Raw genomic sequence first — 14,624 nt, 5'->3', positions numbered from 1 at the left:
AGTTATTTAGATTTAACAGCACTTTTAACAGTGATTAAAGTTTTCTTCGGACCAGGTACGTTACCTTTGATCAAAAGAAGATTGCGCTCTGCATCAACTTTAACGATTTCAAGGTTTTGAACAGTGATTTGATCTCCGCCCATACGTCCAGGTAATAATTTGCCTTTGAATACACGGTTAGGATCTACAGGTCCCATTGAACCAGGACGACGGTGGTAGCGTGAACCGTGAGACATAGGTCCGCGAGATTGTCCGTGGCGCTTGATCGCACCTTGGAAACCTTTACCTTTAGATACTCCTGTTACATCTACGATTTCTCCAGCAGAGAAAATTTCAACCTTGACTTCCTGACCAACTTCATACGCATCCATTTCCACTCCGCGTAATTCTTTAACGAAGCGCTTAGGAGCAGTTTCCGCTTTTGCAACGTGTCCTTTTTCTGGTTTGTTAGAAAGCTTTTCACGTTTGTCGTCAAAACCAAGCTGGATAGCCTCGTAGCCATCGTTTTCAGCTGATTTCTTTTGAAGAACAACGTTTGGAGCAGCTTCAATAACAGTTACCGGAATAAGATCACCGTTTTCTGCGAACACTTGCGTCATACCAATTTTTCTTCCTAAGATTCCTTTGGTCATTCGTCACACCTCCTATTAAGATCATTCTATATTTTAGAATTAAAGTTTAATTTCGATATCGACACCAGATGGTAAATCTAATCGCATAAGAGCATCAACAGTTTGTGGTGTTGGGTTCACAATGTCGATTAGACGTTTATGTGTACGCATTTCAAATTGCTCACGAGAATCTTTGTATTTGTGCACCGCACGAAGGATTGTGTAAACTGATTTTTCAGTTGGCAACGGGATCGGACCAGATACGCTGGCACCAGAACGTTTTGCCGTTTCAACAATCTTCTCTGCAGATTGATCAAGGATTCTATGATCATATGCTTTCAAACGAATACGAATTTTTTGTTTTGCCATTATTTTCCCTCCTTTTCGCCTACATCACGTTAGACAGTTCTCCGTGAGAAAAACCTGAACACCTTGCCATGGCAAAGCGGCCGGGTGTGTCAGCAACCTCTCACTTCATCGCAGTCAAAGACCAACATACACCATTATACAGAAAATAGACGTATGTTGCAAGACTTATTTAAGATATGCATGATTTGCACACTTTTTTTATTATACAGGTGTTTTTCTTATTTTTCAAGGACCTATCATAAGTGGTACAGCGCGTGGCGCCTCAGTATACTCGCAAATAGAGATGGCTCTTCGATGTGCGGGGTGTGCGCGGAATTCTCAAATTGAATCCATCGCTTTTCAGGTGCCTCAAGCCGTTGGTAATACTGTTTCGATATTTCAGCAGGAACAATGAGATCATGTCTCCCCGAAATGAAAAAACACGGCAATTTAATAGAAGGAATTGATGTGAATCCATTAAAACGGTACATCTCATCAGTTAAATGTTTTTTACTAAAACGCTGGCCATTGAGAAACTTGTGCATATTTTTCACACCATACTCTTTTCCTGTAAGCATTTGAAAAAATAGTGCTAGGGACTGACGACGTTGGTGAGTGAATCCTCCCCTGCTCATCTCGACACAAAACCGATAGATATGATGATAGATATCCTTATCCCAAGGTGGAGCGCCAATTAAACGTATGGCCTTGGATACTATACTGGCACGCCTCGCACCAGACATTTCTCGAATAGATTGATAAGCAGCTGTTTCTTCATTGCAAGGGTTAACAACCTGACTGATTCCATAATAGGCGTAAAACAAATCAGGACGCTGCTGCAGTACATGAAGAGCTAGCAGTGATCCCCACGAATGGCCAGCAAGATATAGTTTTGTTTTTGAAAACTGGTGTAGAACCCATTGAGCCACTTGAATTGCGTCACTAATGAAATGACTGATTGTCATGGAGTGCTGAGGAATTTGTTTTGAATAAGAAAGTCCGGCTCCTCTTTGATCCCAATGTACGATAGTAAAATGCTTTTCCAGCTCTTTTTGATAATGCCTAACATATCCGATTTGAGGGGTACCCGGTCCGCCATGTAAAAAAAGCAGCAATGGATTATTTATATCAGCCCCACTAATCATCAGCATTTGCTTCGTTTTATCAATGCTCAGTTCTTTCATGATCGCGATTGATTTCTTTTCTGGAATCATAAAAATTAGCCCCTCGAATATGATAGATCCTATTATACAAGAAAAAGATGACTAAACAAAAAACGAGACCCGCAGGGGGTCCCGTTTTTAATCATACGATTACTCAGTGATTGTAGAAACAACGCCTGAACCAACAGTACGTCCGCCTTCACGAATAGAGAAACGAGTTCCTTCTTCGATAGCGATTGTAGAGATAAGTTCAACGATCATTTCTGTGTTGTCTCCAGGCATAACCATTTCTACGCCTTCTGGAAGTTGGATGATACCAGTTACGTCAGTTGTACGGAAGTAGAACTGAGGACGGTAGTTAGAGAAGAATGGAGTATGACGTCCACCCTCTTCTTTAGAAAGAACGTAAACTTCAGCTTTGAATTTGCTGTGTGGAGTGATTGTACCTGGTTTAGCAAGTACTTGACCACGTTGGATATCTTCACGAGCTACACCACGAAGAAGGGCTCCAATGTTGTCTCCAGCTTCAGCGTAATCAAGAAGCTTACGGAACATTTCAACACCTGTAACAGTTGTTTTCTTGTTTTCTTCTTGAAGACCGATGATTTCTACTTCGTCACCGACTTTAACTTGTCCACGCTCAACACGTCCAGTAGCAACTGTACCACGACCAGTGATTGAGAATACGTCCTCAACTGGCATCATGAATGGTTTTTCAGTGTCACGCTCTGGAGTTGGGATGTACTCATCAACCGCATCCATAAGTTCGAAGATTTTCGCTTCGTAATCAGCGTCACCTTCAAGTGCTTTAAGAGCAGAACCTTTGATTACTGGTACATCATCACCAGGGAAGTCGTATTCGCTAAGAAGATCGCGAACTTCCATTTCAACTAGTTCAAGAAGCTCTTCGTCGTCTACCATGTCGCATTTGTTTAAGAATACAACGATGTATGGTACACCAACGTTTTTAGAAAGAAGGATGTGCTCACGAGTTTGTGGCATTGGGCCATCAGCAGCAGATACTACAAGGATAGCTCCGTCCATTTGCGCAGCACCAGTGATCATGTTTTTAACATAGTCAGCGTGTCCTGGGCAGTCAACGTGTGCATAGTGACGAGTATCAGTTTCGTACTCTACGTGTGCAGTAGAGATTGTGATTCCGCGCTCGCGCTCTTCTGGTGCACCATCAATTTGATCGTACGCCATAGCTGTACCTTTACCAGATTTCTTATGAAGTACTGTTGTGATAGCAGCAGTTAATGTTGTTTTACCATGGTCAACGTGTCCAATTGTACCAATATTGGCATGTGATTTGGAACGGTCGAATTTTTCTTTAGCCATTCTAAAATCCTCCTTAAGAGCTTTTAATTAGTAATGTATAGTGTGATAGGAAGTGAAAGAAAGCTTTCACTTCCTCATCTTACAATAGTAGTTATACTTGAGTTAAGAGGCAAAATCAATTATTCGCCTTTATTTTTTTTGATAATTTCTTCAGCAATGCTCTTCGGCACTTCTTCGTAGTGATCCATGAACATAGTGAACGTACCGCGACCTTGCGTATTAGAACGAAGTGCAGTAGCGTAACCGAACATTTCAGCAAGAGGAACCATCGCGCGAACAACTTGTGCGTTACCGCGAGCTTCCATACCTTCTACGCGTCCGCGACGAGAAGTAACATCACCCATGATGTCTCCCATGTATTCTTCAGGAATAACAACTTCAACTTTCATAATTGGTTCAAGAAGAACAGGGTTACATTTGCTGACTGCATTTTTCAATGCCATTGAAGCAGCGACTTTAAACGCCATTTCGTTTGAGTCAACATCATGGTAAGAACCATCGAAAAGTTTTGCCTTGATGTCAATTAGAGGGAAACCTGCTAAGACACCATTTTCAAGAGAGTCTTCAAGACCTGCTTGTACGGCTGGGATGTATTCACGAGGAACAACACCACCGACGATTGCGTTTTCGAATTCAAATCCAGCGCCTTCTTCGTTAGGTTCGAATTCAATCCAAACGTGTCCGAACTGACCGCGTCCACCAGATTGACGTACGAATTTACCTTCAACTTTTGCACCTGAACGGAATGTTTCACGGTACGCAACTTGAGGAGCACCTACGTTAGCTTCTACTTTGAATTCACGCTTCATACGGTCAACAATGATATCAAGGTGAAGTTCACCCATACCAGAGATGATCGTCTGACCAGTTTCCGGATTTGTTTGAGTACGGAATGTAGGATCTTCTTCAGCAAGTTTCGCTAAAGCGATACCCATTTTATCTTGGTCAGCTTTTGATTTAGGCTCAATCGCAACATCGATAACCGGCTCTGGGAATTCCATTGATTCAAGGATTACAAGATCCTTTTCGTCACATAGAGTATCTCCAGTAGATGTATCTTTTAGACCTACAGCAGCTGCAATATCTCCTGCGTAAACAGTAGCGATCTCTTCACGGCTGTTGGCATGCATTTGCAGGATACGTCCGACACGCTCACGCTTGCCTTTTGTTGAGTTTTTCACGTATGAACCGGAATCGAGCGTTCCAGAGTACACACGGAAGAACGTCAGTTTACCAACATATGGGTCAGTCATTACTTTAAATGCAAGTGCAGAGAATGGCTCTTCATCAGAAGAATGACGAACAATCTCTTCATCCGTATCCGGACGTACACCTTTGATTGCAGCAACATCAGTTGGTGCAGGAAGGTAGTCAAGAACTGCATCAAGTACAAGCTGAACACCTTTGTTTTTGAAAGCAGAACCGACAAGTACTGGGTAGAATTCAACATTCAAAGTACCTTTACGGATTGCAGCTTTCAGCTCGTCGATTGTGATTTCTTCACCTTCGAGGTACTTTTCCATAAGCTCTTCATCAAGCTCAGCAACAGCTTCAATTAAGCTGTTGCGATGCTCTTCAGCTTGTTCTTTGTACTCTTCAGGGATTTCTTTCGCATCAGAACGAGTTCCAAGATCATCTTCGTAGAAATACGCAACGTTTTCTACAAGGTCGATGATGCCTTCGAAGTTGTCTTCAGCACCGATTGGCAATTGGATTGCATGGGCATTAGCTTGAAGACGGTCTCTTAAAGTGCCTACAGAGTAAAGGAAGTCTGCGCCGATTTTGTCCATTTTGTTGACAAATACGACACGCGGTACTCCGTAAGTTGTTGCTTGGCGCCATACTGTTTCTGTTTGAGGCTCAACGCCTGATTGTGCATCAAGCACGGCAACCGCACCATCAAGTACACGAAGAGAACGTTCAACTTCAACTGTGAAGTCTACGTGTCCTGGAGTGTCGATGATGTTTACGCGGTATCCTTTCCACTGTGCAGTTGTCGCAGCGGATGTGATTGTGATACCGCGTTCTTGTTCCTGCTCCATCCAGTCCATTTGGGAAGCTCCTTCATGAGTTTCGCCAATTTTGTGGATACGGCCTGTGTAGAACAAGATACGTTCTGTAGTAGTCGTTTTACCGGCATCAATGTGAGCCATGATCCCGATATTACGAGTTTTATCTAAGGAGAACTCTCTTGCCATTGGGTAATTTCTCCTTCCTTATTGGGAAATTGTGTTTTTAGTATATAAATCCTACCAGCGATAGTGAGCAAATGCTTTGTTTGCTTCAGCCATCTTATGAGTATCTTCGCGTTTCTTAACAGCAGCACCGGTATTGTTAGCTGCGTCAAGGATTTCGTTAGCCAAACGCTCTTCCATCGTTTTTTCTCCACGAAGACGAGCATAGTTTACTAACCAGCGAAGTCCGAGAGTAGTACGACGTTCAGGACGAACTTCTACAGGAACTTGGTAGTTTGCACCACCAACACGGCGTGCTTTAACTTCAAGTACAGGCATGATGTTTTTCAATGCTTGTTCGAAAACCTCCATTGCATCATTGCCAGTACGTTCTTTAATGATATCGAATGACTTGTATAGGATTGTTTGAGACTTACCTTTTTTACCATCGATCATCATTTTGTTGATTAAACGAGATACAAGCTTAGAATTATAAAGCGGATCAGGTAAAACATCTCTTTTTGCTACAGGACCTTTACGTGGCATCTGAATATCCTCCCTTCATTAATTTTACGTTTTTATGTTTATTATTTTGCTTTAGGGCGTTTAGTTCCGTATTTAGAACGGCCTTGCGCACGGTTTTCTACTCCAGCAGTGTCAAGCGCACCACGAACGATGTGGTAACGTACCCCTGGTAAATCTTTTACACGTCCGCCGCGGATGAGTACAACGCTGTGCTCTTGCAGGTTGTGACCGATACCAGGAATGTAAGCCGTAACCTCGATTCCGTTAGTCAAACGAACACGAGCATATTTACGAAGTGCTGAGTTCGGTTTTTTCGGTGTCATTGTACCAACACGAGTACATACCCCGCGTTTTTGTGGAGAAGATACGTTAGTGTGCTCTTTTTTAAAGCTGTTGTATCCTTTGTTAAGTGCAGGAGACTTTGAGTTTTCTACTTTACTCACGCGTCCTTTGCGAATTAGCTGATTAATTGTAGGCATTATTTTTTCCTCCCTTCATTACGTTTTATAACCCACATACCCAGGTGGTTCATTAAAAGGCAAAAAACAATGTCTTTACACAAGATGAAATCTTACGCAAAAACAAAAGTACGCTATAAAATAATGGCAACAGCGGCTGCTCCTACTTCAATTCCGCAGGCTTTGCCGAGCTTTTTCATGGATTCAACCATTAAGACAGAGATACCTTGATCTTCCGCAAGTGAAACAACACTTGTCGTGAGCACTGGATCTGCATCTTTTGCAACGACTACTTCCTTTACTGAACCTCGTTTTAGAGCTTTCACTGTTTGCTTCGTACCAATAATAATTGATTTGGCCTGTGATACTTTATCATAAGACATGAACATATCCTCCAAAGTAACAGGTTTATTTCGAGCACCTTGGTTATATTATCATTCTAGGAGACGATTGTCAACATGGTATGACATTTTTAGTTTCGTTCTTCTCATAGCGTATTATTTTATTAAATATATCTGCTGAAAGACTGTTTTGGCAGTCTTTCAGCAGCTTAAATCAGTTATTCAACCGGAACCATGTCATCAGTCGGCTGAACATTTGAAACTGGTTTTACTTTACGGTATTTCATCATGCCAGTACCAGCCGGAACAAGCTTACCGATGATCACATTCTCTTTCAAGCCGAGAAGCTCATCACGCTTACCTTTGATCGCTGCATCTGTAAGAACACGTGTTGTTTCCTGGAAGGAGGCAGCAGATAAGAATGAATCAGTTTCAAGAGAAGCTTTTGTAATACCGAGTAAGACAGGACGGCCTGTAGCAGGACGATTGCCTTCAAGCAGTACCTTTTTGTTCGCTTCAGTAAATTGGTGAATATCAAGCAATGTACCTGGAAGCACATCAGTGTCACCGGCGTCAATCACGCGGACTTTGCGAAGCATCTGGCGAACCATAACTTCTACGTGTTTATCACCGATTTCAACACCCTGCATACGGTAAACCTTTTGAACCTCATGGAGAAGATACTCTTGAACAGTCGTCAGGTCAGTCACTTTCAGAAGCTCTTTCGGATCGATTGAACCCTCTGTCAGCACTTGGCCTCGAGTAATTTTGTCTCCTTCCGCTACTTTCAAGCGGGAGTTATAAGGTGCCGTATATGAACGTGTTTCCACTGCGCCTTGAACCACAATTTCCTGTTGCTTATCACGAACTTCATTGATCTCAACGACTGTACCGTCGATTTCTGTAATTGTTGCCTGACCTTTCGGATTACGCGCTTCGAAAAGCTCTTGGATACGCGGAAGACCCTGTGTGATATCGTCTCCGGCAACCCCGCCTGTATGGAATGTACGCATTGTTAACTGTGTACCAGGCTCACCGATTGATTGGGCAGCAATGATACCGACAGCCTCGCCGACTTCAACATCAGAGCCAGTTGCAAGATTTCGGCCATAGCATCTTTTACATACACCATGAGGCGTATTGCATGTGAAGGCAGAACGGATCCACACTTCTTCAATGCCGGCTTCTACAATCTCTAGTGCTTTATCTTCATCAATCAGTTCGTTTTCATTGATAAGTACTTCACCTGTTTCAGGGTGCTTTACTTGTTTTCGTGCAAAACGGCCGATTAAGCGTTCTTCTAAGCGCTCAATTGTTTCAGTTCCTTCTTTAAGAGGCTGAGCGAGTATGCCTCGGTCAGTTCCACAATCAGTTTCACGGATGATAACATCCTGTGCAACGTCAACGAGACGACGTGTAAGGTAACCTGAGTCAGCGGTTTTAAGTGCCGTATCGGCAAGACCTTTACGCGCACCGTGAGTGGAGATAAAGTACTCCAATACCGTCAGACCTTCACGGAAACTTGATTTGATCGGTAACTCAATGATACGTCCAGCCGGGTTGGCCATCAGACCGCGCATTCCGGCAAGCTGTGTAAAGTTAGACGCGTTACCACGGGCACCAGAGTCACTCATCATGTAGATCGGGTTAAGCTCATCCAGTGATTGCATCAGTTTGCCCTGGATAACGTCTTTCGCAGCACTCCAGATAGAAATAACTCTCTCATAGCGTTCTTCTTCAGTGATTAGACCACGTCGGAATTGCTTCAAGACGTTATCAACTTTGCCTTGTGCTTCTTCAAGAATTTCTTGCTTATCATCGAGAACGACGATGTCAGAAACCCCAACTGTAATACCAGCTTTTGTAGAGTATCTAAAGCCTAGGTTTTTCATGCGGTCAAGCATTTTAGACGTTTCCGTGATATGGAATCGTTTAAAGATTTCCGCGATGATTTTACCCAGAATACCTTTTTTAAACGGTGCATTGATTGGCTGCTCTGCAATAGCAGCTTTAACATCGGCACCTTTTTCTAAGAAGAAACGGTCAGGTGTTTTTTCTTCAATGTTGCTCTTCGTCGGTTCATTCATGTAAGGGAATGATTCCGGAAGAATTTCATTGAAGACAAGCTTACCGACAGTTGTAATTAACAATTTTGAGCGCTGTTCTTCTGTAAATGTCACATTCTTAAGGGAGTTGGCTGCGACAGCTACTCTCGTATGAAGGTGGACATATCCATTTTGATAAGCGAGCAGCGCCTCGTCTGTATTCTTGAAAACCATACCTTCACCGACAGCACCGGCACGTTCAAGTGTCAGGTAATAGTTACCCAGTACCATATCCTGAGACGGTGTTACAACCGGTTTACCATCTTTAGGGTTCAAGATGTTTTGAGCGGCAAGCATCAAGATGCGTGCTTCAGCTTGAGCTTCTGCAGATAATGGTACGTGAACCGCCATTTGGTCACCGTCAAAGTCAGCGTTATAAGCTGTACATACGAGCGGATGAAGACGGATCGCGCGTCCTTCAACAAGTGTTGGTTCAAACGCTTGGATACCTAATCTGTGAAGCGTAGGGGCACGGTTCAGAAGTACCGGGTGCTCCTTGATAACTGATTCTAGTACATCCCATACCTCAGGCTGTACGCGCTCAATTTTGCGTTTCGCACTCTTAATGTTGTGGGCAAGACCTTTTTCAACAAGCTCTTTCATAACGAAAGGTTTGAAAAGTTCAAGCGCCATTTCCTTCGGTAATCCGCATTGGTACATTTTCAAATGAGGACCAACAACGATTACAGAACGTCCGGAGTAATCGACACGTTTACCAAGAAGGTTTTGACGGAAACGGCCTTGCTTCCCTTTCAGCATGTGGGAAAGAGATTTTAACGGCCTGTTACCAGGACCTGTCACAGGACGTCCGCGGCGGCCGTTGTCAATTAAGGCATCGACAGCCTCTTGAAGCATACGCTTCTCATTTTGAACAATAATGCTAGGCGCGCCAAGGTCCAAAAGACGTTTCAAACGATTGTTACGGTTGATGACACGACGATAAAGATCGTTCAAATCAGAAGTCGCAAAACGTCCGCCATCAAGCTGAACCATCGGTCTAAGCTCAGGAGGAATAACAGGAAGCACATCAAGGATCATCCAAGAAGGCTTGTTACCTGAGTTACGGAAGGCTTCTAAAACTTCAAGGCGCTTGATCGCACGAGTACGGCGTTGTCCTTGTGATGTTTTCAGCTCTTCTTTTAACATATCTACTTCTTTTACAAGATCAATATCTTGAAGAAGTTTATGAATCGCTTCTGCACCCATAGATGCTTGGAATTTATTACCGTATTTATCGAGATAAGCGCGGTATTCTTTCTCAGACAGAAGCTGTTTCTTTTCAAGCGGTGTGTTTGCCGGGTCAGTTACAACGTAAGAAGCAAAGTAAATGACTTCTTCTAAAGCACGAGGTGACATATCCAGCACAAGACCCATACGGCTTGGAATACCTTTGAAATACCAAATGTGGGAAACTGGGGCAGCCAGTTCAATGTGCCCCATTCTCTCACGACGGACTTTAGCCCGTGTTACTTCGACTCCGCAGCGGTCACAAACTACGCCTTTATAACGAACTCGCTTGTACTTCCCGCAATGACATTCCCAGTCTTTAGTCGGTCCGAAAATGCGTTCGCAGAATAGACCGTCCTTTTCAGGTTTTAACGTACGATAGTTTATCGTTTCAGGCTTTTTCACTTCACCAAAAGACCATGAACGGATTTTATCCGGTGAAGCAAGACCGATGTTCATATACTCAAAATTGTTCACATCTAGCAAGGGGCCTACCTCCCTTTTTATCTTCGGATTAACCGATGTCACTTGCCTTTATAACTAGAGATTATTCTTTTGTTACTACATCTCGTTCAACGTCTGCTGATGCTGTTTCCTCCGGCTCTTCATCACCTGATAATGCCAGGCCGTCAGCTTGTTTCGCATCTTCTTCGTCTTCTAAATCTCTCATTTCTATTTCTTCTTCATCACCGGAAAGGATTTTCACATCCATACCTAAGCTTTGAAGTTCTTTGATTAATACTTTGAATGATTCCGGAACACCTGGTTCAGGAACGTTGTCGCCTTTAACGATGGCTTCGTATGTTTTCACACGTCCGACCACGTCATCAGACTTAACAGTCAGAATCTCTTGAAGAGTGTAAGCCGCACCGTAAGCTTCAAGTGCCCAAACCTCCATCTCACCAAAACGCTGTCCGCCAAATTGCGCTTTACCGCCGAGAGGCTGCTGCGTAACAAGTGAGTAAGGACCTGTAGAACGCGCATGAAGTTTATCGTCAACCATGTGGGCCAGTTTAATCATGTACATGATACCGACAGACACACGGTTATCAAACGGCTCTCCGCTACGCCCATCGTAAAGAACGGTTTTGGCGTCGCGAGACATACCAGCTTCTTCAAGTGTTTCCCAAACATCCTCTTCACGCGCACCGTCAAATACCGGTGACGCAATGTGGATGCCGAGATAACGAGCGGCCATACCCATGTGAAGCTCCAGTACCTGCCCGATGTTCATACGTGATGGTACGCCCAGCGGGTTAAGCATGATATCAATTGGTGTGCCGTCAGGAAGGTAAGGCATATCCTCTTCAGGAAGAATCTTAGAGATAACACCTTTGTTACCGTGACGACCGGCCATTTTATCCCCTTCAGAAATCTTACGTTTCTGAACGATATACACACGTACCAATTGGTTAACGCCTGGAGGAAGTTCATCTCCGTCTTCACGGTTGAAGACTTTAACGTCGTGGATAATTCCGCCGCCGCCGTGAGGCACACGAAGAGAAGTATCACGAACCTCGCGGGCCTTTTCACCAAAGATGGCGTGAAGCAGGCGTTCTTCAGCAGTCAGTTCTGTTACACCTTTAGGCGTTACTTTACCAACAAGAAGATCTCCGTCTTTCACTTCTGCCCCAATACGAATGATTCCGCGGTCATCAAGATTGCGAAGCGCATCTTCACCGACGTTTGGAATATCGCGAGTGATTTCTTCAGGTCCAAGTTTCGTATCGCGTGCTTCTGATTCATATTCTTCAATGTGAATAGATGTATAAACATCATCCTTCACAAGGCGTTCACTCATGATAATGGCATCCTCATAGTTGTAACCATCCCAAGTCATGAAGCCGACCATTACGTTACGGCCAAGCGCAAGTTCACCAAGCTCCATAGAAGGACCGTCAGCAAGGATTTCTCCTTTTACCACTTCATCGCCGACACTTACGATCGGGCGCTGGTTGTAGCACGTACCTTGGTTGGAGCGGACAAATTTCAGCATGCTGTATTTATCCAGGTTTCCTTTTACCTTTTGACCGTCTACTTCTTCATAACGGCGAACCCAAACGTTTTTCGCTTCTACGCGTTCAACGATACCAGGGTGTTTACAAATAACAGCGGCACCAGAGTCTTTACCTGATACGTATTCCATACCAGTTCCAACGAACGGCGCTTCCGGCTGCATCAAAGGCACAGCCTGACGTTGCATGTTCGCTCCCATTAGGGCACGGTTGGAGTCATCGTTTTCCAGGAACGGGATACATGCTGTCGCAGCAGAAACAACCTGTTTAGGTGATACATCCATGTAGTCCACACGGTTTCTGGAAACAACGGTGTTTTCCCCTCGGAAACGGGCTACGATGCTGTCATCAATAAATGAGCCATCGTCATCAAGACGAGCGTTCGCTTGAGCGACAACATAGTTATCCTCTTCATCAGCAGTTAAGTAATCGATTCTGCCCGTTACCTTCCCTGTTTCAGGGTCAACACGGCGATATGGTGTTTCGATAAAGCCAAAACGGTTTACTTTTGCATAAGATGAAAGCGAGTTGATCAAACCGATGTTCGGACCCTCAGGCGTTTCGATCGGACACATACGGCCATAGTGGGAGTAGTGAACGTCACGCACTTCCATTCCGGCACGCTCACGTGTCAATCCGCCCGGTCCTAATGCTGACAGACGGCGCTTATGCGTTAATTCAGCTAGCGGGTTCGTCTGGTCCATGAATTGAGAAAGCTGAGAGCTTCCAAAGAACTCTTTAATGGACGCAATAACAGGACGAATATTGATCAGCTGCTGAGGTGTAATTGTATTCGTATCTTGAATTGACATTCTCTCACGAACCACACGCTCCATACGGCTTAAACCGATACGGAATTGGTTCTGGAGAAGCTCACCTACAGAACGTAAACGGCGGTTTCCAAGATGATCGATATCATCTGTGTCGCCTACCCCGTGCAGCAGGTTGAAGAAGTAGCTGATAGAAGAAATAATATCAGCAGGCGTAATGTTTTTAATCTCTTCTTCGGTGTAAGCATTTCCGATTACATTAATAACCTGTTCTCCTTCTTGATCAGTCGGAGCAAAGATTTTAATCGATTGAAGAGTTACTTCATCTTCAACAACGCCGCCATTCGGATACAGCTTTCTGAAACCGATTCCGTTTTCTAAGTATGGCAGTACTTTATCAAGCGTTCTTCTATCAAGGATCTGGCCTTTTTCAGCCAGGATTTCTCCTGTTTCAGGATCAACAAGCGTTTCTGCAAGTCTCTGATTAAAGAGGCGATTCTTGATATGAAGTTTTTTATTAATTTTATAGCGTCCTACATTGGCAAGATCGTATCGTTTCGGATCAAAGAAACGAGAATCAAGCAAGCTTTTCGCATTTTCTACTGTAGGCGGCTCTCCAGGACGGAGACGTTCGTAAATTTCAAGCAACGCTTTGTCGCTATTTTCTGTGTTATCTTTATCAAGCGTATTTCGCAGGTATTCATTTTCTCCTACGAGATCAAGAATCTCTTGATCGGAACCGAAGCCGAGAGCACGCAAAAGAACCGTAACCGGCAACTTACGTGTGCGATCAATGCGGACATAAACAACATCTTTCGCATCAGTTTCGTATTCTAACCATGCGCCACGGTTTGGAATGACAGTTGCGGTAAAACCTTTTTTACCGTTTTTGTCTACTTTACCACTGAAATATACACTTGGAGACCGAACAAGCTGAGAAACGATTACGCGTTCCGCACCATTAATGATAAAAGTACCTGTATCTGTCATAATCGGGAAATCACCCATGAAGACATCTTGGTCTTTTACCTCTCCAGTTTCTTTGTTAATTAAACGAACCTTCACTCTTAGCGGAGCTGAGTAAGTCACATCACGTTCTTTTGATTCCTCTACAGGATATTTAGGATCGCCTAAACTATAATCAATGAACTCAAGAGAGAGGTTACCAGTGAAATCCTCAATTGGCGATATGTCTTGAAACATCTCTCTAAGACCCTCATCAAGAAACCACTGATAAGAAGAGGTTTGAATTTCAATGAGATTTGGTAATTCTAACACTTCGCTAATGCGAGCATAGCTTCTGCGCTGGCGGTGTCGTCCATACTGAACTAGTTGACCTGTCAACTGATTCACCCCTCAAATCATGCGTATTATATGTGTAATAAGCATTTCTTCCAAAGAAAGAAAATACTTTTACAAGACAAAAGAAAAAAGGGTTTCTAATTAAGAAAACCACATCCAAAAACAAATACCGATTTTATTAGCATTTCCATACTTGTATAATTTATACATAGATATTGACAATAGATCATATCAAGCAAAATAT

10 protein-coding genes are annotated in these 14,624 nt (G+C 43.6%); all 10 read right to left on the bottom strand.

Features of this window, described 5'->3' with window-relative positions; translation table 11 throughout:
• Positions 1–2: 2 nt before the first annotated feature.
• The 10 genes from rplC to rpoB all read right to left on the bottom strand — a co-directional run bounded on the left by rplC (position 3) and on the right by rpoB (position 14,422).
• Positions 3–632, bottom strand: coding sequence for a 50S ribosomal protein L3 (gene rplC, locus SC79_RS18805; RefSeq protein WP_039076392.1), 630 nt, complete (start codon positions 630–632; stop codon positions 3–5).
• Positions 633–671: 39 nt separating this feature from the next.
• Entirely contained in the window at positions 672–980 is a 309-nt protein-coding gene (gene rpsJ / locus SC79_RS18800; protein ID WP_003156464.1) for a 30S ribosomal protein S10, read from the bottom strand.
• A 236-nt stretch (positions 981–1,216) separates the two neighbouring features.
• Complete coding sequence (locus tag SC79_RS18795) at positions 1,217–2,173, bottom strand: alpha/beta fold hydrolase (RefSeq protein ID WP_039076391.1); 957 nt, start codon at positions 2,171–2,173, stop codon at positions 1,217–1,219.
• 99 nt (positions 2,174–2,272) lie between these two features.
• On the bottom strand, positions 2,273–3,463 hold the full coding sequence (gene tuf / locus SC79_RS18790; protein WP_039076390.1) for an elongation factor Tu: 1,191 nt from the start codon (positions 3,461–3,463) through the stop codon (positions 2,273–2,275).
• Between the two features lie 119 nt (positions 3,464–3,582).
• Positions 3,583–5,661 (bottom strand): elongation factor G, encoded by a 2,079-nt coding sequence (gene fusA, locus SC79_RS18785; RefSeq protein WP_039076389.1) that lies wholly within the window; start codon positions 5,659–5,661, stop codon positions 3,583–3,585.
• Positions 5,662–5,712: 51 nt separating this feature from the next.
• Entirely contained in the window at positions 5,713–6,183 is a 471-nt protein-coding gene (gene rpsG, locus SC79_RS18780; RefSeq protein ID WP_003156447.1) for a 30S ribosomal protein S7, read from the bottom strand.
• Positions 6,184–6,224: 41 nt separating this feature from the next.
• Positions 6,225–6,641 carry a 30S ribosomal protein S12 gene (rpsL, locus tag SC79_RS18775; protein ID WP_003156445.1) on the bottom strand — a complete coding sequence of 139 codons (417 nt, stop codon included), beginning with the start codon at positions 6,639–6,641 and terminating at the stop codon, positions 6,225–6,227.
• 113 nt (positions 6,642–6,754) lie between these two features.
• Positions 6,755–7,003: a 50S ribosomal protein L7ae-like protein gene (locus SC79_RS18770; RefSeq protein ID WP_039076388.1), complete on the bottom strand. Its 249-nt coding sequence runs from the start codon at positions 7,001–7,003 to the stop codon at positions 6,755–6,757.
• A gap of 176 nt (positions 7,004–7,179) precedes the next feature.
• Positions 7,180–10,779, bottom strand: a complete 3,600-nt coding sequence (gene rpoC / locus SC79_RS18765; protein ID WP_039076387.1) for a DNA-directed RNA polymerase subunit beta' — start codon at positions 10,777–10,779, stop codon at positions 7,180–7,182.
• 61 nt (positions 10,780–10,840) lie between these two features.
• Entirely contained in the window at positions 10,841–14,422 is a 3,582-nt protein-coding gene (gene rpoB / locus SC79_RS18760; protein WP_039076386.1) for a DNA-directed RNA polymerase subunit beta, read from the bottom strand.
• Positions 14,423–14,624 lie beyond the last annotated feature (202 nt).

The sequence above is a fragment of the Bacillus sp. MSP13 genome (assembly GCF_000815295.1).
Taxonomy (GTDB): Bacteria; Bacillota; Bacilli; order Bacillales; family Bacillaceae; genus Bacillus; species Bacillus vallismortis.
The sequence above is the reverse complement of the archived record's forward strand: the minus strand, read 5'-3'. Positions and strand labels throughout refer to the sequence as shown.